General features: G+C 72.2%; 19 protein-coding genes and 1 riboswitch. Of the genes, 6 read left to right on the top strand and 13 right to left on the bottom strand.

Annotation, left to right across the window (positions count from 1 at the left end; all coding sequences use genetic code 11):
- Nucleotides 1-49: 49 nt before the first annotated feature.
- A riboswitch (TPP riboswitch) is annotated at nucleotides 50-160 on the bottom strand.
- A 46-nt stretch (nucleotides 161-206) separates the two neighbouring features.
- Nucleotides 207-875: a thiamine phosphate synthase gene (gene thiE / locus Raf01_RS44925; protein ID WP_203924290.1), complete on the top strand. Its 669-nt coding sequence runs from the start codon at nucleotides 207-209 to the stop codon at nucleotides 873-875.
- A 252-nt stretch (nucleotides 876-1127) separates the two neighbouring features.
- Here thiE and Raf01_RS50265 read toward each other — a convergent pair whose 3' ends face one another.
- On the bottom strand, nucleotides 1128-2393 hold the full coding sequence (locus Raf01_RS50265) for a GH25 family lysozyme (RefSeq protein ID WP_239134476.1): 1266 nt from the start codon (nucleotides 2391-2393) through the stop codon (nucleotides 1128-1130).
- Nucleotides 2394-2790: 397 nt separating this feature from the next.
- Between Raf01_RS50265 and Raf01_RS44910 the strand changes: the two genes are divergently transcribed.
- Both Raf01_RS44910 and Raf01_RS44905 read left to right on the top strand, forming a co-directional pair.
- On the top strand, nucleotides 2791-6651 hold the full coding sequence (locus tag Raf01_RS44910) for an nSTAND1 domain-containing NTPase (RefSeq protein ID WP_239134475.1): 3861 nt from the start codon (nucleotides 2791-2793) through the stop codon (nucleotides 6649-6651).
- Nucleotides 6652-6719: 68 nt separating this feature from the next.
- Nucleotides 6720-7100, top strand: coding sequence for a tetratricopeptide repeat protein (locus Raf01_RS44905; RefSeq protein WP_203924288.1), 381 nt, complete (start codon nucleotides 6720-6722; stop codon nucleotides 7098-7100).
- Between the two features lie 25 nt (nucleotides 7101-7125).
- Here the strand turns inward: Raf01_RS44905 and Raf01_RS44900 are convergent, their stop codons facing one another.
- From Raf01_RS44900 to Raf01_RS44885, 4 genes are all read right to left on the bottom strand, one after another.
- On the bottom strand, nucleotides 7126-8049 hold the full coding sequence (locus Raf01_RS44900) for an acetamidase/formamidase family protein (protein WP_203924287.1): 924 nt from the start codon (nucleotides 8047-8049) through the stop codon (nucleotides 7126-7128).
- Between the two features lie 81 nt (nucleotides 8050-8130).
- Complete coding sequence (locus Raf01_RS44895) at nucleotides 8131-9432, bottom strand: L-lactate MFS transporter (protein ID WP_203924286.1); 1302 nt, start codon at nucleotides 9430-9432, stop codon at nucleotides 8131-8133.
- Entirely contained in the window at nucleotides 9429-11699 is a 2271-nt protein-coding gene (locus Raf01_RS44890) for an FdhF/YdeP family oxidoreductase (protein ID WP_203924285.1), read from the bottom strand. Before Raf01_RS44890 ends, Raf01_RS44895 begins: the two co-directional genes overlap by 4 nt.
- A gap of 257 nt (nucleotides 11700-11956) precedes the next feature.
- Complete coding sequence (locus Raf01_RS44885; protein ID WP_203924284.1) at nucleotides 11957-12169, bottom strand: helix-turn-helix domain-containing protein; 213 nt, start codon at nucleotides 12167-12169, stop codon at nucleotides 11957-11959.
- Between the two features lie 248 nt (nucleotides 12170-12417).
- On the opposite strand from Raf01_RS44885, the gene Raf01_RS44880 reads away from it, so the two are divergent.
- Nucleotides 12418-13380 (top strand): MHYT domain-containing protein, encoded by a 963-nt coding sequence (locus tag Raf01_RS44880; RefSeq protein ID WP_203924283.1) that lies wholly within the window; start codon nucleotides 12418-12420, stop codon nucleotides 13378-13380.
- 52 nt (nucleotides 13381-13432) lie between these two features.
- On the opposite strand, the gene Raf01_RS44875 is transcribed toward Raf01_RS44880, so the two are convergent.
- The 4 genes from Raf01_RS44875 to Raf01_RS44860 are packed head-to-tail and all read right to left on the bottom strand — an operon-like array spanning nucleotide 13433 to nucleotide 17653.
- On the bottom strand, nucleotides 13433-14368 hold the full coding sequence (locus tag Raf01_RS44875; RefSeq protein WP_203924282.1) for a PfkB family carbohydrate kinase: 936 nt from the start codon (nucleotides 14366-14368) through the stop codon (nucleotides 13433-13435).
- Nucleotides 14365-15852, bottom strand: a complete 1488-nt coding sequence (locus Raf01_RS44870; protein WP_203924281.1) for a purine-cytosine permease family protein — start codon at nucleotides 15850-15852, stop codon at nucleotides 14365-14367. The genes Raf01_RS44875 and Raf01_RS44870 overlap by 4 nt, the downstream gene beginning before the upstream one ends.
- 5 nt (nucleotides 15853-15857) lie before the next feature.
- Nucleotides 15858-16937, bottom strand: coding sequence for an ADP-ribosylglycohydrolase family protein (locus Raf01_RS44865; RefSeq protein WP_203924280.1), 1080 nt, complete (start codon nucleotides 16935-16937; stop codon nucleotides 15858-15860).
- Nucleotides 16934-17653, bottom strand: coding sequence for a GntR family transcriptional regulator (locus Raf01_RS44860; RefSeq protein ID WP_203924279.1), 720 nt, complete (start codon nucleotides 17651-17653; stop codon nucleotides 16934-16936). The genes Raf01_RS44865 and Raf01_RS44860 overlap by 4 nt, the downstream gene beginning before the upstream one ends.
- Before the next feature lie 247 nt (nucleotides 17654-17900).
- On the opposite strand from Raf01_RS44860, the gene Raf01_RS44855 reads away from it, so the two are divergent.
- Together Raf01_RS44855 and Raf01_RS44850 are read left to right on the top strand one after the other, a co-directional pair.
- Complete coding sequence (locus Raf01_RS44855; protein ID WP_203924278.1) at nucleotides 17901-18770, top strand: class I SAM-dependent methyltransferase; 870 nt, start codon at nucleotides 17901-17903, stop codon at nucleotides 18768-18770.
- Nucleotides 18771-19520: a TetR/AcrR family transcriptional regulator gene (locus tag Raf01_RS44850; protein WP_203924277.1), complete on the top strand. Its 750-nt coding sequence runs from the start codon at nucleotides 18771-18773 to the stop codon at nucleotides 19518-19520.
- A gap of 1 nt (nucleotide 19521) precedes the next feature.
- Here Raf01_RS44850 and Raf01_RS44845 read toward each other — a convergent pair whose 3' ends face one another.
- The 4 genes from Raf01_RS44845 to Raf01_RS44830 all read right to left on the bottom strand — a co-directional run bounded on the left by Raf01_RS44845 (nucleotide 19522) and on the right by Raf01_RS44830 (nucleotide 25022).
- Nucleotides 19522-21564 carry a DUF2264 domain-containing protein gene (locus Raf01_RS44845; protein WP_203924276.1) on the bottom strand — a complete coding sequence of 681 codons (2043 nt, stop codon included), beginning with the start codon at nucleotides 21562-21564 and terminating at the stop codon, nucleotides 19522-19524.
- A complete protein-coding gene (locus Raf01_RS44840) occupies nucleotides 21561-22859 on the bottom strand; it encodes an alpha-L-fucosidase (protein ID WP_203924275.1) in 1299 nt (432 codons plus the stop codon). Before Raf01_RS44840 ends, Raf01_RS44845 begins: the two co-directional genes overlap by 4 nt.
- A gap of 123 nt (nucleotides 22860-22982) precedes the next feature.
- The gene (locus tag Raf01_RS44835; protein ID WP_275413198.1) at nucleotides 22983-23786 is read right to left on the bottom strand and encodes an SGNH/GDSL hydrolase family protein; all 804 of its coding nucleotides are present in this window, start codon (nucleotides 23784-23786) and stop codon (nucleotides 22983-22985) included.
- A gap of 135 nt (nucleotides 23787-23921) precedes the next feature.
- Nucleotides 23922-25022, bottom strand: coding sequence for a sulfotransferase (locus tag Raf01_RS44830; protein WP_203924274.1), 1101 nt, complete (start codon nucleotides 25020-25022; stop codon nucleotides 23922-23924).
- Nucleotides 25023-25070 lie beyond the last annotated feature (48 nt).

The raw sequence follows: 25070 nt of genomic DNA, 5'->3' as shown, positions 1-25070 counted from the left end.
GACCTCCCAGCGGATCCGCCGCGGCACACACCGTCACCGCGGCCGGTGGCTGGGGTCGAAGAGCGCTCCCTGCGCCGGCATTATCCGGATCAGGTTCGACGGTCGGCGGCTCCCAGCCAGCCCTCTCAGCCCGGTCTACCGGGCTCCCGTGCAGGACTCACCATACGCGCCGGCGCCCGGTGGTGCATCGGGTACCGTCGCGCAGCATGAGCGAGCTGTCTGCCGAGGAGGTTCGGGCGGCCCTGGGCCGGGCCCGGCTGTACCTGTGCACCGACGCCCGGCAGCGGCAGGGTGACCTGGCCGACTTCCTCGACGCCGTACTGGCCGGCGGGGTGGACATCGTGCAACTGCGGCAGAAGGGCCTGGAGGCCCGGGATGAGCTGCGTCACCTGGAGGTGTTCGCGGAAGCGGCGGCGCGTCACGGGAAGCTGTTCGCGGTCAACGACCGGGCGGATGTCGCCTACGCCTGCGGGGCGCCGGTGCTGCACCTGGGCCAGGACGACCTGCCGGTACCGGTGGCCCGCCGGATCGTCGGCGACCGGCCGGTGATCGGGCGCTCGACGCACTCCCCCGGCCAGTTCGACGCGGCGCGCGACGAGCCGGGCGCCGACTACCTCTGCGCGGGGCCGACCTGGGCCACGCCGACGAAGCCCGGCCGCCCGGCCGCCGGCCTGGACCTGCTGGACCACGCCTCGGTGGCGGCGACCGCCCGGCCCTGGTTCGCCATCGGCGGCATCGACTCCGGCCGGCTGGACGAGGTCCTCGCCCTGGGCGCCCGCCGGGTGGTGGTGGTCCGGGCGATCACCGAGGCGGAGGACCCGGGCGCCGCCGCCCAAGACTTCGCGCGCCGCCTGGCGGCAGCCGAGAGGCGGTGACCCTCCCGTTTCCGGTCGGGTCACCGCCTCAGCGGTTGGTTCGACGAGTCTGGCTCGGCGCGTCTGACTGCCGCGCGACGGCCCCGACCAGTCTTGTGTCAGCCGATTACCTCGCCGAGCACCGGCACGAGGTTGCCACCCATGCCCGGGCTGCGCCGGCCGGCGGCCCCGCGGCGGTGGTTCGTACGCGTGTTCATCGTGGCTCCCTCCTCCGGTACCGAAACGGACGATCCGCGATGTCCCGGCATGCTTTTACGAGACAAGTGACTGCCAGGTGAGCGTCCCGACGACGCCGTCCGGGTCCAGGCCCTTGCTCGTCTGGTAGGTCTTGACCGCCGCCGAGGTGGCGGCATCGAACGTGCCGTTCACGGTCAGTGCCGCGCCGTGCGCGTTCAGTTCGGCCTGGACCGCGTTGACCGCCGGACCGGTGCTGCCCTGCTGGACGGTGACGACCAGCGCCTGCCAGGTGTTGGCCCCGACGATGCCGTCCGTCTCCAGGTGATTGCTCGACTGGAAGGAGACCACCGCGGTCTTGGTGGCCGGTCCGAAGTCGCCGTCCGGGTCGAGCTTCGCGCCGTGCGCGTTGAGCAGGTACTGCACCGTGGTGACCCGCCGGCCGGTCTGGCCCTGCTGGACCAGCGGCCAGGTCAACACGGGCGGGGGCGGCGGCGGGGTGTAGTTGCCCAGCGCGAACGTCTTCAGGTCGGCGAGGCTTCCGTTGAAGACGTCCTGGTCACCCGGGAACGTGCCGCTGTCGGCCGTCTGCCAGACCGTGTAGGCGCTCCAGCCGTTGGGCAGCGGACTGTACGTGCCGGTGTAGTTGGCGATCCACAGGGGGTTCGTGGCGGCGAACCCGCTGTAGTTGCCGGTACACGTCTTCCACCAGTCGGTGGTGGAGTAGATCGCCGGGTACCGGCCCGTGCGCGCCACGTACTCGGCGTTGAACGCGGTGATCCAGGCGACCATCGCCGACTGGCTGATCCCGTAACAGGTATTGGTATTGCCCGCCGGGGCATACTCGATGTCCAGCGCACCCGGCAGGGTCTTGCCGTCCGCCGTCCAGGCGCCGCCGTGGTCGACGAAGTAGTCGGCCTGGTTGGTGCCCGACGACGCGTTCGGGTGGGCGAAGTGGTACGCGCCGCGGATCAGGCCCGCGCTGGCCGACCCGTTGTACTGCTGGCTGAAGTACCCGCTGACGTAGTTGTTGCTCTCCGTCGCCTTGACGTACGCGAACGACGCGCCGTTGGCGGCCACCGAGGCCCAGTTGACATTGCCCTGGTACCCGCTGACGTCGAGGCCCTTCAGCGACGCCGCGACAGCCGGGGACACCGACGGCGCGAGGGTGCGCGCGGCGAGTCCGGACCCGGCGTGGTCGCCCTCCTCCTGCTGGGCGTCGGGTGAGACGACCGGCGAGGTGGCCCGGCCGGTGGCCGCGTGGGCGGCCTGCGGAAGTGCGATTCCCAGCAGCGCGGTACCGCCGACGGCCGCCGCCGCGACGAGGCGCGCCAGCGCGCTCACAGGGTGTGGCTGGAGTTCGCGGGCGGATCTCCATCGCGGCCGGGGGCCCGGTACTCCCGATCGGTTCAGGGTCGTTGTCATCGTGTGGATTCCTTCTCGGTCGAGGTCGGTCTGGCCAACAATGACGTTTGTCGACGCCCCGTGATCTGCGGTCCGGCCGGTCCCGATCGATGGTGACGAGGGGGGTTCCGCCGTGCGAGCAACACCGCCGACGTGCTGGTTTATACGTCCGCCGGGTTGTCCGGTGTCGATGGGTGGACGCCGGACAACAACCTCCGGATAATGGCCGCGCGGCGGAAATGCTGGCTTTCGGCCGCCCCATTCGTGGGATGTCTCGTCGAAGGGTGAGATAGCCGTGCCGCGCACAGAGCGACCGCTCGACACCGACGATCAAGCCTTGACCAATTTCGCCGCTGACCTGCGCCGGTTGCGGGAGAAGGCGGGAAGCCCGCCATACCGGGAGTTGGCCAGGCGGGCCCACTACTCGTCGACCACGCTCGCCGACGCGGCGGGCGGGCGGCGGCTGCCCAGCCTGTCGGTCACGCGGGCGTACGTGCGCGCGTGCGGTGGCGATCCGTCCGGCTGGGAGGCCCGCTGGCACGAGGTCGCCGCGGAGCTGGCCGAGCCGGTACCGGACGAGTCCACCGACGCCGAGGATGCGCGCCGCTGCCCGTACGCCGGGTTGGCCGCCTTCGGCCCCGACGACGCCGGACGGTACTTCGGCCGGGAGCAGTTGACCGAGGACCTGATCGCGCGAGTACGCAAGCACCGGGTGGTGATCGCGTTCGGCGCCTCGGGCTCCGGCAAGTCCTCGCTGCTGCGTGCCGGCCTGATCCCGAAGCTGAGCGAAGACGGGCGGCTCCCGCTGCTGTTCACCCCCGGGTCGCACCCGCTGGAGGAGTGCGCGGCACGGCTCGCCGCCCTGACCGGCGGCTCCGCCGCGACGCTGCACCGGGAGCTGAACACCGATCCGCTGGCGCTGCACCTGAGCGCGCTGCAGGCACTGACCGCGGGTCCGCGGGGCGCGACACCGGCCGGCGGCGGGGGCGACCGGCCGGCACGCCGGGCCGACGACGGCGAACTGCTCATCGTGGTGGACCAGTTCGAAGAGGTCTTCACCCTGTGCCACAGCCAGCGGGAACGCACCGCGTTCATCGCCGCGCTGACCGCCGCGGCCCGCGCCGACAACAGCCGTACCCGGGTCGTGCTGGGGGTGCGGTCCGACTTCTACGCGCACTGCATGGAGTACCCGGACCTGGTCGACGCGCTGCGCGACGCTCAGCTTCTGGTCGGTCCGATGAGCACCGAGGAGCTGCGGCGCGCGGTGAGCCAGCCGGCCACCGACGCCGGGTGCACGATCGAGGGCGCGCTGGTGGCCCGGGTGGTCGCCGACGCGACCGGGCAGGCCGGCGTGCTGCCCCTGGTCTCCCACGCGCTGCGGGAGACCTGGTCACGGCGCCGGGGAAACACGCTCACGCTGGTCGGGTACGAGGCGTCCGGCGGGATGCGCCACGCCCTGGCCCGCACCGCGGAGTCGGTGTATACCGGCCTGACCGCCGAGCAGCAGCGGCTGGCGCGCGGCGTGTTCCTGCGGCTGGTCGCGCTCGGCGAGGGCACCGACGACACGAAGCGGCGGGTCAACCGCGACCAGCTCGACCCCGGGACCGCACCGGTGGTCGACGCGCTGGCCAACGCGCGGCTGGTCACCGTCGACGTGAGCACCGTCGAGCTGACCCACGAGGCGCTGCTGCACGCCTGGCCGCGCCTGCGTGGCTGGATCGATCAGGACCGCGCCGGGCTGCTCATGCACCAGCAGCTCGCCGACGCGACCACGCTCTGGGAGCGGGAGGGGCACGATCCCGGCGCGCTGTACCGGGGCGGCCGGCTGGCCGCGGCGCTGGAATGGGCCCAGTACCACCGCGACGACCTGCCCATCGACGGAGGCATCGCGCAGTTCCTGACCGCGTCGAAGCGGCAGGAGAGCCGCGCGGCCCGGATGCGCACCGCCGCCCTCGTCGTGCTCTCGGCGTTGACCCTGATCGCGTCGGCGGCGGCCGGGGTGGCGCTCCAGCAGCGCTCCGCGGCCCGGCAGGATCTCAACCGCGCGGTCGGCACGCAGACCACTGTGGAGGGTGAGCAGGTACGGGCGACCGACGTGTCGTTGTCCGCCCAGCTCAGCCTCGCCGCGCACCGGATCCAGCCGACCCCGCAGACCTATACCGACCTGCTCAGCACCGAGACCGCGCCGCTGGCCATCTCTCTCGGCGGGTTCAAGGACACCGTGTTCGGGGTCGCGTTCAGCCGCGACGGCAAGCTGCTGGCCACCGGCGCCAAGGACGGCACGGTCCGGCTGTGGAACCTGTCCGACCCGGCCCGCCCGGTCCCGTACGGCGACCCGGTGCAGGCCGACCGGAAGAGCGTGTACTGGGTCGCGGTGAGCCCGGACGGGAAGACGCTGGCGACCGCCGACCGCGACGGTACGGTCGGCCTGTGGGGCATCGCCGATCCCCGGCACCCGCGACGGCTGGCCCATCTGGCCGCGCACCGGGGCATCACGTTCTCGGTGGCGTTCAGCCCGGACGGCCGGACGCTGGTCAGCGCCGGCGACGACGCCACCTTCCGGCTGTGGAACGTCAGCGACCCGGCTCACGCGCAGCCGTGGGGGCCGGGCGTGCTGGCCGGTTCGGACGCGCTCGCGTCGGCCGAGTTCAGCCCGGACGGGCACCTCGTCGCGACCGCCGGACACGACGGCCGGATCGGGCTGTGGAACGTCACGGACCCGAGCCACCCGGTGCTGTCCGCAACCGCCGTGGGCAGCACCGGCGCGGTACTCGCGACCGCGTTCAGCCCGGACGGCAACACACTGGCCAGCGTGGGCGTCCGCCACACCGCCCGGCTGTGGGACGTCCATGACCCCACCCGCCTGGTACCGCTCGGCGACGGGCTGACCGGGCACGACGACACGGTGTTCGCGGTGGCGTTCAGCCCGGACGGCCGGACGCTGGCCACCGCCGGCGCGGACCAGGGCATCCGGCTGTGGAACGTCACCGACCCGGCTCACGCGCTGCCGCTCGGGGAACCCCTGACCGGTCACACCGGGTACGTGTACTGGCTCGCGTTCAGCCCGGACGGCACCCTGGCCAGCGCGGGCGGGGACAAGACGGTACGGCTGTGGGACCTCCCGCACACGGTGGTGGCCTGTCCCAGTTACCTCAACGGGGTGGCGTTCACCAAGGACGGCGACCTGCTGGCCACGGCCAGCACCGACGGCACGGTACGGCTGTGGGACGTCACCGACCCGGCTCACCCGACGCAACGGGGGGAGCCCCTGACCGCTCACCACAACGCCGTGATCAGTGTGGCGTTCGATCCGCGGCAGCCGATCCTGGCGACCGGCAGCCGGGACAGGACGGTACTGCTGTGGGACGTCAGCCAGCCGGACCATCCGCGCCAGTTGGGCGGTGCGCTGCAGGCCGGTACCGGCGAGGTGAGCACCGTGCGGTTCAGCGCGAACGGGGTGCTCGCCGTCGCGGACCTCGACGGCACCATCCAGCTGTGGGACGTCACGAACCCGGCCAACCCCCGCCGGGCGGCGATGCTCCAGCAGGGCGACGTCACGGCCGCCCACGGGGTGCACGCGGTGGCGTTCAGCGCCGACGGGACGCTGTTGGCCAGCGCCGGTGCGGACGACACGGTACGGCTGTGGAACGTCAGCGACCCGGATTCCCCGGTCGCGGTGGCCACCCCGCTGGAGAGCCAGAGCGGTGGCGTACTCGACGTGGCGTTCAGCCCGGACGGGCACACCCTGGCGACCGCGAACCAGGATCACTCCGTACGGCTGTGGGACGTCCGCGACCCGGCCCACCCGGTCCGGATCGGACAGAACCTGACCGGCCACACCAGCTTCGTCTACTCGGTGTCGTTCAGCGCGGACGGGCGCACGCTGGCCAGCAGCAGCCAGGACGACACGATCCGGCTGTGGAACGTGACCGATCCGGCGCATCCGACCGCGATGGGCCAGCCGCTGATCGGGCACACCGCCCCGATCGACGAGGTGGCCTTCGGACCGGACCCCCACCGCCAGGTGCTCGCCAGCGCCAGCGACGACCACACCCTCGCGCTGACCGAGCTGGACGCCGGCCAGGCGGCGCGGCGGATCTGCGCGGTCACCGGCGGGGTGCTCGACCGGGCGCAGTGGCGTCAGTACATCCCGGAGCTGCGGTTCGACCCGCCGTGCGCGAACGGCCGCCCGGAATAGCCGCCGCCGGGCCCGCGTTGTCCGCTACCGGATAGGCAGGCGTTCGATCGGCGGCAAGGAGGACCATCGTGGATCCCATCGCGGAGTACCAGCGGGCGGGCCTGTACCTGGAGGCCGGCGACCCCACGGAAGCCGCCCGGATCCTGGAGCAGGTCATCGAGGCGGAGCCGACCAACTCGGGTGTCCGGCTCCAGCTCGCCCTCGCCTACTTCGGCTCGGCGCAGCTGCGGCGCGCCGAGACCGAGTTGCGCGCACTGGTGGAACGGGACCCCAGCGACCATTTCGCCCATCACGTGCTGGGCCGGACTTTGGAGCGGATGAGTCGACCCTCCGAGGCGCTGCCGCACCTGCGGCTGGCGGTGGCCATGTCGCCGCTGCCCGACTACCGCGACGCGCTCGACCGGGTCGCGGCGCGCGTGGGTCCGAACCGCCGCCTGGCGCGGCCGTAGGCGAGCACAGGCCACGTGATATGGCCTAGCGGATGGCCCCGGGTGGTAGCACGGCGTGGACGCCGACCACGTGATTGACGATCTGCGTGACGCGTAGGTCGACGGCCACGCTGGCCAGTGGGATGGCGTCCCGCCGAGATACCCCGTACAGCCTGCCGAGCAGCGCGAACATCGACTCCAGCGCGTGGTAGGTGGCGTCGGTCTGGTTGTCGCCCAGCCCCATGGTCACCCACCCGGCGGGCGTGTGCGCCACCGGTCCGGTCAGCGTCAGGTCCTCGCGTAGCCCGAAGGTCAGGTCCACCCGGTCCATCGGACATTCGATCGCGGTACCGCCGACCTCCCCGTCGCCCTGCCGGGCGTGCCCGTCGCCGACCGAGAACAACGCGTCCGGCACCGGTACGGGCAGGTACAGGGTGCTGCCGGTGACCAGTTCCTTGCAGTCGAGGTTGCCGCCGTGGGTCCGGGGCGGGATCGTCGAGTGCTCGCCGGCTTCGGCCGGGGGCATCCCCATCACGCCGAGGAACGGGTGCAGCGCGACGCTGTGCCCGTACTGGTTGCGCCCGATCCCGGCGGTCACGTCCAGGTCCCAGGTGTGCACCACGGTGCTGTCGGTCACGCCGTACCGGGTGTTGAACGAGGTCGGCCGGCCGCCGGAGACCGTGGTGCCCCAGGACGCCGGTACCACGGCGTCGATGCGTACCTCCAGCGCCATTCCCGGCTGGGCTCCCGTCACGGCGATCGGGCCGGTGAGCGCGTGCCCGTACCCGGAGCGGTGCTGCGGCACCTTCGGCCGGTCCGCGTGTTCGCCACCGGCAAACGGGCCGGCGGACCAGAACGCGTCGAGCGTCCGTACCCGTACCGAGTCGCCCGGCGCGACGGTCACCACCGGGGCGTAGTCCCGGGAGAAGTATCCGTGCAGCGCCCGGTCGTCCGGTTCCAGGAGGATCATGGCGCCCATCGTCACATGGCCTCGCCTGACGGCGGCGGGGTGGGGCGGCTTCGCCGCCCCACCCCGCCGCTTCCCGCACTCTCAGGCCACCGCGGGGGCGTCCGGGGCGGGCGCGTCCGGGGCGGGCGGCACGGTGGACGGCGTCCGGACCGCCGGCCGGCGGGTCAGCAGCGGCAGCACGATCGCGACCAGGGCGATGATGCCGATCGTGGTGAACGCCGCCGTGTAGACCTTGCCGTCGATCAGGCCCGCCACGAGCAGCGGCCCGACCACGCCGCCGAGACTCCAGCCGAGCAGCATCAACCCGTAGATGGCGCCGGCGCTGCGCAGGCCGAAGTGGTCCCCCGCGGTCGCCGGCATGGTGCCGAAGCCGCCGCCGTAGCACAGGTACACCACCGCACCCAGCACCGCGAACAGGGCCGGCGCGCCCGCGTGTGGCAGGACCAGGAAGCAGACGCCCTGCAGGAACAGCATCCCGGTGAAGGCCCGCATCCGGCCGACATGCTCGGACAGCCAACCCCAGAAGATCCGGCCGCCGCCGTTGAACAGGCCCATCACGCCGGTGAACGTCGCCGCGGCGGCCGTGCTGTACCCGGCGATGTCGGTCGCCGCCGAGGAAGCGACCGAGATCAGGCTGATGCCGGCCAGCACGTTCAGCGTGAGGATCCCGGTCAGCAGGTACCACTGCGGGGTGCGCAGCGCCTCTCCCGGCGTGTAGTCGTCCCCGCCGGCCCCGCCGGCCGCCGTCTTCGGCTGCCATCCGGGCACCTGGTACCCCTCGGGCGGGTTGCGGAAGAACGACGCGCCGACCAGCGCGAGGATCAGGTATCCCACGCCCAGCCACAGGAACGACCGGGTCGGCACCTGGTGGTAGTGGTCGACCAGGCGCTGCGCGATCGGCGAGGTGACCACCGCGCCGAAGCCGAAGCCGCCGACCGCGATGCCGGTGATGAGCCCGCGGTGGTCCGGGAACCACTTCTGCAGCATCGCCACCGGAACGATGTACCCCAGGCCGAGACCGAAGCCGGCGATCACCCCGTACCCGCCGACGAGCAGCCACAGCTGGTCCTTGTTGCTGGACACGCCGGCCAGCAGGACGCCGATCGCGTAGACGACGCCGCCGGCCAGCGCGACGACGCGCGGACCGCGGCGGTCCTGCAACCGGCCGCCGACGAAGCTGCCCAGGAAAATCATGCCGATCGTCACCGAGAACGGCAGCGCCGCCTGCGACTTGGTCAGTGCGAACGCGTTGTCCTTTTGCAGAGCCTTACTGAACACGCTCCACGCGTACACCGCGCCGAGCGACAGCTGCAGCAGCACGCCGGCCGCGGCGAGCCACCAGCGGTACCGGACCGGGCTGGCGGAGTCAGTGGCAGGAGTCATCGGGTCACCTCCGGGGCGGAATCGGGCGTCGATACACGGGATTGGCTGGCCGGTTCGACCCGCACCACCGCGTTGTAGTCCGGCATCACGGCCTGTGGCGAGCGCCGTGAACGATCGATGAGCACCTCACCCTCTGGCCAGTGCACCTGGAGATTGCCCGGGGTGACCGGTGCGCGCAGTACCCGGCCGGTCAGGCTGCCGCTCGCGCTGGTCAGCACGACGGCGGCACCGTCGGGCAGGCCGAGCCGGTCGGCGTCGTGCGGGTTCATCAGCACGGCCTCCCGGACCGCGCCGTTGAGCGGGTCGCGCCGCTCGTGCACCATGCTGTTGAACTGCTTGCCCCGCCGGGTGGCGACCATGAAGGTGCCGTCCGGGCGGCGCAGGTCGGGCAGCCGCACCGCGGAGAAGCGGGCCTTGCCGTCCGGCGTCGGGAATCGCCAGTCGGCGCACAGGTGCGGACCGCCGTACTGGAACTCGTCGCCGAACCCGGCCAGCTTCTCGATCCCCTGGTAACTCGGGATGGCGCGGGCGATGTCCGCGCGGATCGCGGCGGTGTTGCCGTACCGCACCGAGGAGGCCAGCTCCGGACGCGCCCGCGCGGCCAGCTCGCCGAAGATGCGGTACTCCGGCCAGGCCGACGGAACCCGGGGCCCGGGTATCTCCGGGCTGAAGATGACCCGCCGCTCGGTGGACGTCTCGGTCACCCCGCCGGCCATCTCGTACCGCGTCTGCGCCGGCAGCAGCAGCACCACGTCCGCCGGGTCGACCAGCATCTGGCTGGACAGGCAGATGTCCACGTGTACCCGCAGCGGAATGCGGGACAGCGCGCGCCGGCAGTATGCCGGATCCGGCAGCACTTCGAGGAAGTTCCCGCCGGAGCTGACCAGGACGTCCAGCTCGCCCTCGTGCGCGGCGTCGATCATCTCCGGCGCGGTCAGCCCGGTCCAGTCCGGCACCGGGAAACCCCACAGCGCCGACAGGCGCGCCACGTTGGCCTCGTCGATCGGTACCCCGCCGGGCAGCACGGTCGCGTACGCGCCCATCTCCGCACCGCCCTGCACCCCCGAGTGCCCGCGGATCGGCATCAGGCCGCAGTTGGCCCGGCCGACGAATCCCTTGGACAGGCCCAGGTTGATGATGGCCCGCACGTTGTCCTCACCGAACTCGTGCTGAGTGATGCCCATGCTCCAGACGAACACCGCGGTACGCGCGTCGCGCAGCATCTCGGCCAGGGCGAGCATTTCCTGGCGGGTCGAGCCGGACAGCGCCTCCAGGTCCTCCCAGGACTGCCCGTCCAGCGTGGCCACCAGTTCCGCGAAGCCGGTGGTGTGCTCGTCGACGAACGACCGGTCCAGCCAGCCGTGCTCGACCAGGTGCTTGAACACGCCGTTGAGAAACCCGATGTCGCCGCCGACGTTGATGTCGAAGAAGCGGTCGGTCACCTTGGTGCCGAACACCGCACTCTCCACATTGGACGGTACCCAGTACCGTTCCATGCCTGGCTCGCGGTACGCGTTCACGCTGACCACCTTCGTACCCGCCTTCTTGGCGTGGTACAGGTACTTCATCGCGACGGGCTGGTTGTTGGCCACATTGGACCCGACGAACACGATGAGATCCGAGCCGATCCAGTCGCGGTAGGAGCATGTGGTCGCGGCGACGCCGAGCGCCCCCTTGAGCCCGAATGTGCTCGGCGAGTGGCAGATCCGGGCGGCGTTGTCGATGGAGTTGCTGCCCAGCGCGCGGACCGCCTTCTGGGCGGCGAAGTAGTTCTCGTTGGGTACGCCGCGACTGGTCAGGTAGTACCCGGCACGGCGCGGGTCGGACTCGCGCAGCCGCGCCGCCACCAGTTCCAGCGCGGAATCCCAGTCGATCGGGGTAAATCCGGGCTCGCCGGCCCGGCGCACCATCGGCTCGGGCAGCCGGCCCAGCTCACGCAGCTCGGCGCTGGAGCGCCGGGCCAGTCCGCCGGCGTCGCGCAGCAGCGCGGAATCCAGTGGGGGCATGGTGTTCAGGCGCAGCAGTCGCAGCCGGACGTTGCACAGGTGGACCTCGTCCATGGTCCAGTCCCGCATGCCCTTGGTACCCAGAGCACAGCCGTCGCAGGTACCGCGCCGCAGGATCCGCCACGCGTACCCGAGCCGGTCGCGGTTCTCGCGTACCGCCTTGACGATTTCCAGGTAGTTGTTCGGCCGCCCCTCGCCGATGCCGAACGGCTTGAGGCTGGCCCAGTTGGCGGGATCGATCAGCTTTTCGTGTCTGCCCATGTCGGCTCCACGGCGGGGGTGGTTCAGGGGTTGGGATGTGGCGCCAGTCTCGTTCGCCGTGCCACGCCCGCCAATGGAAGATCGCCTCCGGCTTGTCCTGGGTCGCTCAACGGTCGGCCCAGTGCGCCCAACGGTCTCGGTCGATCTGCCGGTACCGACTCCCTGCCGGCCACCGTTCGCCTGGCGTACGGCGGAAAGGGGCGCGCTACGCCCGACGAACGTGGACTTCCCGGGTCGCGCCGCGCGGAGGAGTCGAGCTACGCCGCGTCGCGCGACTCGAATTTCACGGTGAGGCCCACGCCCAGAGCGGCCGCCAGGCGCTCCAGCACGGGCAGTGTCGGAACCGTGCCCCCGGCCTCGAATCGGGGCACAGCCGACTGCGTCATCCCCGATGCCTGAGCCAGTTGCGACTGCTCCAGCAGGCCCAGTCTCCTCGCTCCCCCATGAACGAGCTCGCCGTCGCGGGACATCGACCCTGCTCAACGTGTGCGGCGAACAACCCCTCCGTCGGGCGTCGATACGTCTCGGTCGAACGGACCAACCAATTGCAGTTAGCCGGACCAGTGGGCGCTGACCGGTCGGGGACCGTACCGGACCGAACGTGTACTTGATCCACCAGGGTGCCCGGGAGAGCATGCCAAGGTGGCGCTGATGATCAGTGCCGCCGAAGCCCTGCTCCCGAACGGTGTGGATACACGTGGTATCGCTAGGCTCCTGGGTGACGCCGGTTCTGGCGTTCGCCTTCTCGTACCTCGGCTGCCTCCTCGGGCTCGTGGCCACCGCCCGGGCGCGCCGGACCGCCACCCGATCGATCCGTACCCGCTGGCTCGTGCTGGGCGCCTGGGCCATCGGCGGTACCGGCATCTGGGTCATGCACTTCGTCGCCATGATCGGCTTCACGGTCAACGGCACCGACGTCAACTACGACATACCGATCACCATCGCCAGTTGGCTGATCGCGGTACTCGTCGTCGGAGCCGGGCTGTTCATCGTCGGATTCAGCCGGCCGAGCGCCCTGAGGATCATCGCCGCCGGGCTGTTCACCGGGGTCGGCGTCGCCGCCATGCACTACAGCGGTGTCTCGGCGGTACGGATGGACGCGAGCGTCTCGTACGACACGACTCTGGTCGCCCTGTCCTTCGCGATCGCGATCGTCGCGGCCATCGTCGCGCTCTGGTTCACGGTGACCGTGCGGCGCGCGCGCTGGATCACCATCGCCGCCGCCATCATGGCCGTCGCGGTGACCGCGATGCACTACACCGGCATGGCGGCGATGCACGTGCGGCGCACCATGACCATGAAAGCCCTGTCCGGTGTCAGCGCGCTCGACTTCGTGCCCGCGATTCTGATCTTCGTGCTGCTGGTCTGCGTCATCCTGGCATACGCGTTGCTGATCGAGCCGGCGAGCGACAGCCGGCAGCGCGACGCGGTAGCCGGTACGCCGAACGCCGCCGCCCCGAATCTCGCAGCCCCGAATCTCGCCGCGCGAAACGCCGCCACGCGAAACCCCGCCGCTGCCAACGCCGCGGCGGGGAAGGCCGCCGCCGGCAATGCCGGGAGGGCGGGCGCCGACGACCGGCGGGATCACGTCATCTTCCCGGTCCAGCGGCCCACGATGAACCCGTCGGAACCCGGTACGCACCGCCTCAACGACAACCCGCCCGCTTGGCGCGGTCGCTGAGCGAACGCGCCGGCACGAAGGACAGCCGCGCTGCCCCCACGCGGGGACCGAGTCAGCGCAGGGCCCGCGCGGCGGCCAGGAACTCGTCCGTCTCGGCGGCGGTCGGTGCCGTCGCGGGTCCGGAGCGGGTGACCGCGATCGCCGCGGCCGCGTTCGCCCGGCGTACCGCCTCGACCGGGCTCAGGCCGTGGGCCAGCCCGGCGATGAACACGCCGACGTGGGCGTCCCCGGCGCCGTTCGCGTCCACCTGGGCCACCGGGAATCCGGGTACCACCACGGCGGGACGGCCCCGTTCCTTCACCACGGCGCCGTCCGGCCCGATACGCACCAGGACGCCGGAGCGGCCGGTGCGCTCGGACAGCGCCTCGGCCGCCCGTACCGGATCGGACTGGCCGGTCAGCGTCTGAGCCTCCCGCAGGTTGGCGCTCCACCAGTCGGTGCGCTTCAGCACCGCGTCGCGGACCGGCTCCGGGATGTCCGAGACCAGCGGCCCGGGATCGGTGACCACCAGCGTGCGGTCGGGCAGCCCGCCCAACCAGCCGGCGATGGCCGGCCCGTTGGACGGGTAGACCAGCCCGTACCCGGAGACGTACACCGCGTCGCTCGGCCCCACCGGTACCGCGTCGAGGTCCTGCCGCTCCAGGCGCGCCTCGGCGCCCAGGCTGGTGGCGAACGTCCGCTCCCCCTGGGCGTCGACGAGCGCGACGTCGAACCCGGTGTCCACGCCCGCGGTGGCCGGCTGGGCGATGTCGATGCCGGCTTCCGCCAGCTGCCGGCGTGCCAGGTCGCCGAAGGGGCCGGTGCCGTGCGCTCCCGCGTACGTCACCGGCAGCCCCTGGCGCCTGGCCGCCGTCATCACGTTGTACCCGCCGCCCGCCGTCACCTGCGACGAGTGGGCAAGCATGTCGCCACCGCGTACCGGCAGTGCCGGCACGTTCATCACCAGGTCGATGACGACGTTCCCGACGTGGACCAGGCGCTCGATCATGACCGGGCCGCCCCCACCGGAGCGACCGGCGGGGCCGGTACGGCGGCCGGCGTGGCCGCCTGCCCGCGCCGGTGTCGCAGCGCCGCGAACGGCAGGTAGATGGCCCCGGCGACGACGAACGCGACCACCCAGCCGAGCCCGTTGCGGCCGAACCAGGTGTGGGCCAGCGGCCCGGCGAACCAGACATCGTCGGCGGACGTCTCGGCCACGGTGAACAGCAGCCCGACGCCGATGCCGGCGAGCCAGCCGATGAACGCCGGCCAGCCCACGCCGCCGTGGTGCCAGTACCGGCCGCCGCGACGGGTGTCCATCAGGCCCTCGGCGTCGTAGTCCTTGCGCCAGATCATGTCGATGAGGAACACCGCGACCCAGGCGGTGATCGGCACCGCGAGCAGCGAGATGAACGTGATGAACGGACCATAGAAGTTCTTCGCGATCAGCATCAGGTAGATCGCGCCGGCCAGGGTGAGCACCACGTCCAAGCCGACCGCGAGGGTACGGCGCAGCCGCACGCCCAGCGTGATCAGGGTCAGCCCGGCGGAATACACCGACAGGTTGTTGGACAGCAGCAGGCCGCCGAACGCGGCGATCAGGTACGGCACGGCCATCCACGCCGGCAGCATCTGCTGGATCGCGGCCACGGGGTCGGAGGCCACCGCCAGGCTGTTGTCGCCGAAGGACAGCAGCCCGCCGAGCGTGATCAGCAGCACGAGCGGGATACCCGCGCCGGCCGCAGCCGAGGCCACCAGCCGGGCGCCGGACGCGCGGCGCGGCTGGTACCGGGCCATGTCGGCGCCGGCATTGGCCCAGCCGATACCGGTACCCGCGGCGATCGTGCCGATACCGACGATGATCGTCGAGACCGGCGCGGCCGGCGCGTGCGCCACGGCGTGCCAGTTGACCCGGTCGATCAGGAAGCCGGCGACCACGACGTTCAGCGCGCCGAACACGTAGGTGGCCCATTTCTGGATGACCAGCAGGGTGGCGTGCCCGAGGCCGGACACGGCCAGCGTCGCGGCGACGAACACCAGGATGGTGACGACGGTCAGCAGCGACGTGGAGCTCCACCCGAACGCGATGTCCAGCAGGGCGAGCAGCGCGAAGGCGGCGGTGGTGGTGTTCACCGTCTCCCAGCCCACCCGCGACAGCCAGGACACCAGGGTCGGTCCCTTGTTGCCGTGCGGTCCGAACGCGGCCCGGGACAGGGTCATGCTCGGCGCGCCGCCACGCTTGCCGGCCACGCTGATCAGACCGACCAGGGCGAACGATCCGAACGAGCCGATCGCCCCGACGATCAGCGCCTGCCAGAGGTTGAGGGTGCGCAGCGCGACCAGGGTCGCGCCGAGTGGCAGGCCGAGGATCGAGATGTTGGCCGCGAACCAGACCCAGAACAGCTGGCGGGCGCTGCCCGTACGCTGCCCTTCCGGTACCGGTTCGATGCCGCGGGTCTCGACGGCACCGAATCGGTTCTCTTGCTGTGACATCAGATTCACACCTTCGTCGTGCGGACTGGCCGGCCGGCTTCGCGCAGATCGAGCAGTTGCCCGGCGAGCCGGTCGAGGTCCAGGTTGTTGACGTCGCGGACGGTGTCGACCGCGGTGGTGGGGAAGCTCTCGATCCCGTGGACAGCCCCGGCGATCGCGCCGGCCATCGCGGCGATGGTGTCGCAGTCGCCGCCCAGGGAGGCGGCGAGCAGGACTGCCTGCCAGGGATCGTCGGGGTACACGGCGAGGACGGCGAACGCCGCCGGTACCGACTCGGTACTGGCCACGCTCGTACCGACCAGGCGGTAGACGCGCTCCGCGGCGGCGGCCGGCGTCAGGCCGCGTACCAGGTCGGTGGCCCACTCGATGCGGCTCGCGATGTCGGCGCCGGCGATCCAGTAGCCGCGCTCGGCGCCCAACCGGGCCGCCGCGACGGCCTGACCGGTGGCCTCCGCCATACCGGCTCCCGCCATGCCGGCGCTGACCGCGGCGGCGACGGCCGACGCGGCGGCCAGCGCGACGCCGGTGTTGTGGCTGACCGCGCTCGCCTCCACCACCCGGTCGATGAGGGCCGGCAGGTCGTTCGCCGGTACCGCGACGCCGACCGGCGCGATCCGCATCGCCGCGCCGTTCGTGTCGCCGTACCGGCCGGCCTGGTCCACGGGTACCCCGGCCTGCACGGCCGCGACCGCCCGCTTGGTGGACGGGCCGAGCAGGTCGAGTGAGCCACGGGCGGCCATGCCGGCCTCCCAGGCGAGCAACTCGGCGGCGAGCGTCCCGGGGTCGATGTGCCCGTGACCGGCCACGAGCAACCGGCCGACCAGCATGGCCTGCTCGGTGTCGTCGGTGACCGACCCGGCGGGCAGGTTCGGCGCGATCGGCTGGTCCGCCTCCCCCGCCGCGAAGCCGGCCAGGCGCTCGCCGTAGCGGGCGACGATCCGCTGCCGGGACAGGGACTGGGTCGGCATGCCCAGCGCGTCGCCGATGGCCAGGCCGGACAGCGCGCCCCGGGCCCGGGACAGGTCGGTGGCCGCCCCGCCGCCGGTATCGTCGCGGCCCGCCGGCCGCTGTTCCTCAATGGTCATTGCTGTCCCCCGAACTGGAGCCGGATCTGGAACCGGGCGGGGTCGAGCAGGCTGTCGGTGTGCTCGACCAGTTCACCGCGCAGGGTTCGGCTGATCCGTTGGGTGTGCAGGAACGTGTCGCCGGGCGCCCGGCCCAGCAGCTCCGCCTGTTCCTCGTTGAGCGCGAGGACGTCGATGCGCTCTTCGCCGTGGTCGGCGTACCGGCCGGCGGCGTGCAGCGTCGCGGTCAGCGAGTCGCCGACCAGGCCGTCGCGGGGTGCGGCGCGCAGCGGCCCGACAGCGGGCACGCGGGCGCACTCCAGCGAGATCGGCTGACCGTCCACGATGGCGCGGACCCGGTCCAGCGCCAGGAACTCGTCGTCGTCCAGGCCGAGGCGCGCGGCCAGGCCCGGGTCGCGGATAAGTTCCATGCGTACCGTCCGGGTCCCGGTGGTCACGCCCTGCCCGGCCAGCGCTCGTGCCCAGCCGAGTCGCTGGTCGAGGGGCCGATCGTCGAACGTGACGAACGAGCCCTTACCGGACTCGGTCGCGATCATCCCGCGCTGGGCCAACTCGGCCAGCGCCTGCCGGACGGTGTTGCGGCTGACCCCGAACCGGACGGCCAGCGCGTGTTCTCCGGGCAGCTTGGCGCCGTTGGCCGGAGAACCCCCACGGATCTCCCGGGCCAGCGTCTCGGCGATGTGCCGATGCTTCACGGTCTGCACCTGTTCAGACATGTTCAGTGGAACCTATCCGGCTATCGGGTAATTCCGGGCAAGCCGGCCGCGTTGCCTGGATCACACCCCCGCGGCGGCGCCGCGTCTCCGGCGGGCGTCGACAGCAAACTCCGGCGGCGCACCTTTCCGGCGCAGTTCTCCAGCGCACTTCGGCGGCGCAGCTTCCCGAGGCACTTCGGCGGCGCAGCTTCCCGAGGCACTTCGGCGGGCGGTAGAAAAATGATCGTTCATTCATTATGGTGGCCGCATGGAGACCAACCGAGCCAGCCGTACCGCGGAGCACGTGGCGCTGTTCCGGGCGCTGGAGTCGTCCCGGCGCCGGGACCGGCTCTTCGACGACCCTTACGCGGCACGCTTCCTGTCCCCCCGCTACCGCCTGGTCGCGTCCCTGGCCCGGGTGCCGGCGCTCGGGCGCCGCTTCGAGCGGTACATCGACACGCACTGGTCGGGCGGGCCGCGCGGCTCCGCCGTGGTACGCACCCGGCTCATCGACGACCTGCTGACCGAGGCGCTGGCCGGCGGAGCCACGCAGATCGTGCTGCTCGGCGCCGGGTACGACAGCCGGGCGTACCGGATTCCGGCGGCGGCCGCCGCGACCGTGTTCGAGGTCGACCACCCGGCCACCCAGGCGGCCAAGCGACGGTTGATCGGCGCGTCGGCGCGGCAGATAAGCTTCGTCCCCGCCGACCTGCTGCACGACGACCTCGACACCGAGCTGGGCCGGGCCGGCTTCCGGCACGGCGTGCGGACCGTCGTCATCTGGGAAGGCGTGACGAACTACCTGACCGCCGGCGCGGTGGACGCGACGCTGCGTTTCCTGGCCGGGGCGACCGGCGCGGGCAGCCGGATCATCTTCACCTACGTGGACCGGGCCGCGCTGGACGGCAGCCGGCGGTTCGACGGGCTGGCCAAGTGGCAGGCCGCGGTACGCGACGCCGGCGAGCCGTGGACGTTCGGCTTCGACCCCGCCGAGCTGCCCGGATACCTGGCCGAGCGCGGGCTGACCCTGACCACTGACCTGTCCACCCGCGACGCGGCGGCCCGGTACCTGACGCCGCTGGGCCGCGACGAACCCACCGCGTCCTTCTACCGCATCGTCGCGGCGGAGGTGCGCTAGATGCCGAAGGTCAGCGACGCGCACCGGCAGGCACGCCGGCGGGAGATCCTGGACGCGGCGGCGGCGTGCTTCGCCCGCCAGGGGTTCCACCGCACCTCGATGCAGGACATCGTGCGCGAGTCCGGGATCAGCGCGGGCCTGGTCTACCGGTACTTCGCCGGCAAGGACGACGTCATCGCGGCGATCGTCGGGCAGTGGCACGAACACCGGGAGCGGCTGCTGACCGGCTCGGCCCCACCGGCGCCGTCGAGCCCGCCCGAGGCGGCGCCGCAGAGCCCGGCTAACGCTGGGCCGCAGAGCCCGGCGGAGGCTGCGCCGCAGAGCCCGCCCGGGGCGGAGACGCCGGCACTTCAAGGCCCGGCCGAGGCCGGGAACGGCCCTCTGCCCGCGTACCTCACCATGCTGGGCGCGGTCGGAGCGCCCGACTCAGCCGCCGACCTCCGGCTGGGTGTCCAGGTCTGGGCCGAGGCACTGCGCTCCCCCACCATCGCCGAGCTGGCCCGAGGCGGCGTCGACCGGTTCCGGGAGCTGGCGGCGGAGACGATCCGGGGCGTCGAGCGCGATCGCGGCCTGCCGGCCGGCGTCGAGCCGGACGCCCTGGCCCGGGTACTCATCGCGATCTACCAGGGGCTGATGCTCCAGACCGCGTGGGACGGCGCCGTCGACAACGACGCGTTCGTGCGCGCCGTCGCCGGGCTGGTCGGTCCGATCGCGGAGCCCGGCCGCGACGGCCGGTCCGGCGAAGCCTGACTCACGGTGGATCCAGGCGTACCGGGTCGGTTTCGCCGTCCGCCCACCGTACGGTCACCTCGGTACCGTCCCCGCCGGTGCTCACCGACAGCGTCACGCCGCCGGTCGCCTCGGTACCGGCGATCCGCCCGGACAGCACCACCACGGCGGCGTAGGCCTCACCGAACGCGACCGGCCCGTCCGTGGCCACCCACGGTACGGCGCTGGTGGCGCCCAACGGGTCCGCGTCGCTCGCGTACGCCAGGCCGGCGCCGGTCAGCCCGCGCAGCCCGGCGACGGTACTGGCCAGCCGGTCGTCGCGGCGTACCCACACGACCGGCGCGTCCGGGGTGCCGCCCCGCGACTCGGCCGGCCGATCGGAACTGGCCAGCGCCCAGCCGCCGAAGCGCAGCCGCCACGGCCCGGGCGCGACCGGCTCAACCGATGCAGCCGATACAGCCGGCTCAACCGAGCCGGTCGGCGGCGAGGCGTCCACCCGGGCCAGCCGCACCTCGACGGCGCCGCGCAGCACCGAGGCCGTCGTCACCCACGGCCCGAGCAGGTACCGGTCGTCGCCCAGCGCCCAGTGCGCGCGGTACCGGGACACTCCCACCCGGCCGGCCACCAGTACCCGGTGCGAGGGCCGGCGCAGCGACGGCCGGCCGTCCGCGTCGAGCAGGGCGGTGTGCGAATCCAGCGGCTCGGCCCTGGCCGCGTCGCTCAGCTGTGGCGCGGCGTGCGTGGAGAAGGCCAGCCGGGCGTACACCGGGTCGTCGAGCCCCGGCCGCCTCGGGTCGGCGTGGTCGCCACCGTGGCAGGCGAGCCGCACCACGCCGTCGCCCCGGGTACCCGACACCACCCAGCCGGGCGCGCCCAGCGTCGCCGCGACATCGGCGCGCTCGACCGGCATGGCCTCTTCCGCGTCCGTCCACACTGGATGGTCGGCCGGCAGGACCAGCCCGGCGAAGCCCTTGCTGGACCAGTACGGCGACCCGGGACCGGAGTAGTTCTGCCGGATCCGCGGGAACGGCCGGTACCAGCCGAGGGTCTGCAACCCGTGCTCGTCGAAGCAGCCGTTGCGCACGAAGTGCTTCACCACCCCGCTGGCCAGCCGCCGGGTCAGGCCCGGGACCAGCGGGGTGGCGTCGAAGATGGCCCCGGCCCAGAACGGCGCGAGCATCGCGTACCGGTAGGTCAGCGACCGTCCCTGCAGCAGTGGTGCCCCGTTCGCGCCGACCAGGTACTGGGCGTCGGCGAGGAACCGGCGCAGCCGCGCCCGGCAGCGGTCGCGCAGCCCGGGCTCGGCGTGCTCGCCGGCCATCCGGCAATACCACAGCGGGTAGAAGTGCATTGCCCAGCCGTTGTAGTTGTCGAAGTTGCGCAGGTGCTCCCGGCCGGGGGTCAGGTGCGGCTCGGGACCGTCGGAGTACCAGCCGTCGCCCACGTACCACTCGTCTGTGCGCGCGATGGCCAGGTCGATGTCGTCGGCGTGGATCGGTGCGCCGACCGAGCGCAGGAACGCCTCGGTCACGGCGCGGAACCACAGCCAGTTGTTGTCCCAGACGAACACGCCGTTCATCCCCGACATCCAGTCGACGATCCGCTGCCGTACCGGGTCGTCGAGCCGGTCCCAGATCCACGGCCGGGTCTCGTGCAGTGCCAGCGCGATCGAGGCGCACTCCACCCTGGCCTGGTTCAGCTCGGCCAGATCCGGCCAGCGGTACGGGCTGGCCGCGTCGGTACCGGCGGCCAGCCCGTCCGCGTACCACTCCGCGACGTTGTCCGGATCGTCGGCGCCGTCGGCGGACAGCCGGAACGCGGCGAGCAGGAACGTGCGCGCGAACCCTTCCAGCCCATCGCTGACCGGACCGGATCTGCTCGCCGGCCCGGGCAGGTCGATGCGCGCGTGGCCGGGCGAGGCGTACGGGCGGACCGCCGTCAGCGCGGCGTCGGCCAGCGCCCGCCAGGTGGCCCTGGTCCAACCGGTGTAGCGGGACCGGACCCAGTCGGCGTACGCCAGGTCTCCGGCTATGTCCACAATGGACTGCCCGACGGCCGCGGTCACCGCTGCCCGCCCAGGAACAGTTCGACCACCGGTACCGCCACGTCCGGCCGGCGCACCGGGAGTTCGAGGGTCAGCGCGCCGGACGGTACCCCGCGCAGCGCCGTGGACGCCGTGTCGTGCGGATCCACCGTGACCGTCCGCACCTCGGACGCGTCGTGCAGGAACTGCGCGTAGCGCACCCGACCGGCCAGCCCGGGCAGGTGGACGTGACGCGTCGGCCAAGAGAACAGGTGCAGGTACAGCCGGTCGCCGGCCTGGGTGTAGCGGGCGTCCGGCGGCGGCGAGTACCGGCTCGCCCCCGCCTCGCGGATCGACCTCTCGTGCAGCCGCATCCACTCGCCGATCCCGCGCAGCCGCTCGATCGCCCTGGGCTCCCACTGGCCGCGCGCGTCCGGCCCCACGTTGAGCAGCAGGTTGCCGCCCAGGCTGACGGTGTCGACCAGCAGCCGGATGAGCTGGTCGGCGGACTTCCAGTCGAGGTTGTCCCGGTCGTACCCCCAGGAGCCGTTGAGCGTGTGACACGCCTCCCAGACTTGGCCGGGCGGGTACCCGGCCACCAGTTCGGCGGTCGGCTGCACCTGTTCCGGCGTGATGATGTCGCCGCCGCCGAGGTCGAGCCGGTCGTTGACGAGGATGTGCGGCTGCAGTTCGCGGACCATCGCCAGCAGCTGTTCCGATCGCCACTGCGCCGCGCCCTTGGCGTTCTCGCCCTGCCCGGGGAAGGAGAAGTCGAACCAGGCCAGGTCGATGCGCCCGTACCCGCTCATCAGCTCGCGGACCTGCCCGTGCAGATAGTCGGCGTACCGGCCGATGTCGCGCGGCTGCGCCCGCACCGCCGGGTCGTCGCGCTGCGGATGGTGGAGGTCGACCGGGTACTGCGGGTGGTGCCAGTCCAGCAGCGAGTGGTAGAGCCCGGTGCGCAGGCCGCGGTCACGGAACGCGTCCAGCAGTGGGCGCAGCAGGTCCTTGCCGTGCGGCGTGCGGGTCGCCCGGTAGTCGGTCAGCGCCGAGTCCCACAGGCAGAATCCGTCGTGGTGCTTGGACGTGACCACGACGTACCGCATGCCGGCCCGCCACGCCTCCTCCGCCCACGCGCGGGGGTCGTAGAGGTCCGGGTCGAAGTGGTCGAAATAGGCGTCGTACCGCGCGTCGTCCAGGCGCTCCTGGGACTTGACCCACTCGTGCCGGGCCGCGGCGGCGTAGATGCCCCAGTGGATGAACAGGCCGAACCGGGCCCGGGTGAACCAGGCCGTGCGCGGCTCGCCGCCGTCCGGGCCGGGATTGGCTGTCGTCACGCGGCTGCCTCCTCACGCGGGGATGGACGTCCATTCTCGCGCAGTCCCGGTCGGCGACCGGTCCGGGTCGACGCGCGGTGACAGGCACGCCGAGCCGGACCGGTCGCGAGCGGACAGCGGTGGTCAGCCGGCGGCGGCGGTGAACACCGGCAGGTAGCCACCGGACTGCCCGGAGGCCGTCGGGTGGTACGACTCGGTGATGTCGAGGAAGTTCAGGGCGTGCAGCCAGTTGGTCCCGCTGCCGCAGAGCTGGTGTCCGACGAAGACGGACCGGACGTCGCCGAACGTGAAGCCATGCTGGGACGCGGCCGTGCTCAGGATGCCGTCGAGCAGGTTGATGCCCTCGTCAATCTTCGCGTGCGAGGTGGCGCTCAACCCGACACAGACGGTACCGAGCTGGTAGAACACCGGGTAGTCGAGCACCACGACCTTCGCGTTGGGTGCGTGCGCACGGATGTTGTTGTACGTGGTGTTGAGCAGCCCGGGCAGCGTCGACTGAGCCACGCTCTCCGCGCTCTGCACGGCGCTGACGCAGGCGTCGGTGCCCTGGAGCGCGCAAGTCTCCATGATGTTCGAGAACCCGACGTCGTTGCCGCCGACCGTGACGCTCACCAGGGTGGTGGTCGAACTCAGCGCCGACAGCTGGGAGTTGTTGACGGTGCTCGTGGTCGCCCCCGAGCAGGCGACCGAGGTGTAGGCGGCGGGGGCGTGCGCCGCGGCCCACAACGCCGAGTAGGCGTTGGTGCTGCGGTCACAGGAGCCGCTGGAGCTGATGTAGCTGCCGGCGCCGACGCCGGATGAGTACGAGTCGCCGAGCGCGACGTAGCGGACGGCAGAGGCCGCCTGTGCGGGAGCGGCCATGGCGAGCGCGGCGGCGGTGGCCGCGGCGACTCCGATGGCGAGGGTGACCAGACGCGTGCTTCGCACTTGTCCTCCAGGGATGGTGGTGGACCGGTGCCGTATGGATAGCACTAAATATCTAGTCGCGGGAAGCCTCGCCGCCGGAGTATTCGCGATCTTTTTGGCGGCAGGTCACGTCCCGGCCTCGGAGCCGGTCGCCGCTCAGCCCTCGGCTTCGTCGGCGGCGGGCACCGCAGCGGCCTCGTCGGCGGCGGCCTGGACGCGGGAGGTCAGCGGGTAGCCGTAGGCGAGGAGTTGCGCCGCGCACAGCAGAGTCACCAACCGGCGGGACCGGGGTGCCAACGCGGTCTGCCACGCGGCGTCCAGGCGAAGCTCTATCCGCCCGGTGGAGAATCGCATGGGATTGCCCGCCGCGCTGTGGGTGACGCCCAGCTTCACCGAATCGTCGTCCAGGAAGGACAGATCGGCGTCGCCGATGGGCAGCCCGGCGAACTCGGCGACCGTGCGCACGGCCCGCCGCGGATCGGCGAGGAAGCTCTCGTAACGCAGGCGTCGCACCGGCATGTGGCCGGGGTTCGGCTGCCGCCGGCGCTTCGAACCGGCCCAGCGGAGGCCGGCGAAGAGGTCGAACGCCGCGTTCTGGGCCGACCACTGCACAGCGGTGAGCGCCGGGGACTGGCGCGGCAGGAACGTCGTGCGGTCGGTCTCCGGTTCGGCCACCCGCTTGGTCGACGAATGCGCGACGCCGCGCGGGTCCCGCAGCAGGTGCAGTACGCGCAGGTCGATTCCCGGTGCCCGACGCAGGCAGAGGGCCAGCCCCGGGTTCTTGGAGGAGTCGACGATGACCCGTGCGCCGGTGACCCTGCCGACGGCGGCGTAGATCCGGGAGTAGTGCTCGGCGTACTCGCTGGCCATGGCGAGCCGGTCGGCGCCCGGTCTCGGGCTCAACAGCCGCAACAGCCTCCGGTTGCGGCCGACCGCGGCATGGAGGCGCCGGAGGCGCTCGACGTCGATGTTGTGCCACCCTCCGAACGCCCGCTCGCCGACGGCCGCCCAGAATTCACACCGGGTGAACGGGGCACCGCAGCCGCAGCGCACGTCGTCGCGCGAGACGCGCTGTGCCAGCAACGCGACCTCACCGAGGGCGTACATGCCGGGCAACTCGCCGAGGGTCCGCTCGACTAGCGTGCTGCCGCTGCGTCCCATTCCGCCGATGAACAGAACCCGTACCGGGTCGGGAGTGCGGCCGGCGGTCTTCTGGAGCGGTTGCCGGTACCGGGAGACGTTTGTCGATTCGATCATCGTGCCGTCGCTATCCGCGGCGTCGGGGAGCCCTCCGTGGAACCCTCC

The organism is Rugosimonospora africana, from assembly GCF_016862975.1.
In the GTDB taxonomy this organism is placed as follows: Bacteria; Actinomycetota; Actinomycetes; order Mycobacteriales; family Micromonosporaceae; genus Rugosimonospora; species Rugosimonospora africana.
Note: the sequence above shows the minus strand (reverse complement) of the source record. Positions and strands in the feature narration are given on the sequence as shown.

Bases quoted from the DNA above. Each gene is read 5' to 3' on its own strand.
- thiE (WP_203924290.1), top strand. From the start codon at position 207: ATGAGCGAGCTGTCTGCCGAGGAGGTTCGGGCGGCCCTGGGCCGGGCC.
- Raf01_RS44900 (WP_203924287.1), bottom strand. From the start codon at position 8,049: ATGATCCTCCTGGAACCGGACGACCGGGCGCTGCACGGATACTTCTCC.
- Raf01_RS44895 (WP_203924286.1), bottom strand. From the start codon at position 9,432: ATGACTCCTGCCACTGACTCCGCCAGCCCGGTCCGGTACCGCTGGTGG.
- Raf01_RS44890 (WP_203924285.1), bottom strand. From the start codon at position 11,699: ATGGGCAGACACGAAAAGCTGATCGATCCCGCCAACTGGGCCAGCCTC.
- Raf01_RS44885 (WP_203924284.1), bottom strand. From the start codon at position 12,169: ATGTCCCGCGACGGCGAGCTCGTTCATGGGGGAGCGAGGAGACTGGGC.
- Raf01_RS44875 (WP_203924282.1), bottom strand. From the start codon at position 14,368: ATGATCGAGCGCCTGGTCCACGTCGGGAACGTCGTCATCGACCTGGTG.
- Raf01_RS44870 (WP_203924281.1), bottom strand. From the start codon at position 15,852: ATGTCACAGCAAGAGAACCGATTCGGTGCCGTCGAGACCCGCGGCATC.
- Raf01_RS44865 (WP_203924280.1), bottom strand. From the start codon at position 16,937: ATGACCATTGAGGAACAGCGGCCGGCGGGCCGCGACGATACCGGCGGC.
- Raf01_RS44860 (WP_203924279.1), bottom strand. From the start codon at position 17,653: ATGTCTGAACAGGTGCAGACCGTGAAGCATCGGCACATCGCCGAGACG.
- Raf01_RS44855 (WP_203924278.1), top strand. From the start codon at position 17,901: ATGGAGACCAACCGAGCCAGCCGTACCGCGGAGCACGTGGCGCTGTTC.
- Raf01_RS44850 (WP_203924277.1), top strand. From the start codon at position 18,771: ATGCCGAAGGTCAGCGACGCGCACCGGCAGGCACGCCGGCGGGAGATC.
- Raf01_RS44830 (WP_203924274.1), bottom strand. From the start codon at position 25,022: ATGATCGAATCGACAAACGTCTCCCGGTACCGGCAACCGCTCCAGAAG.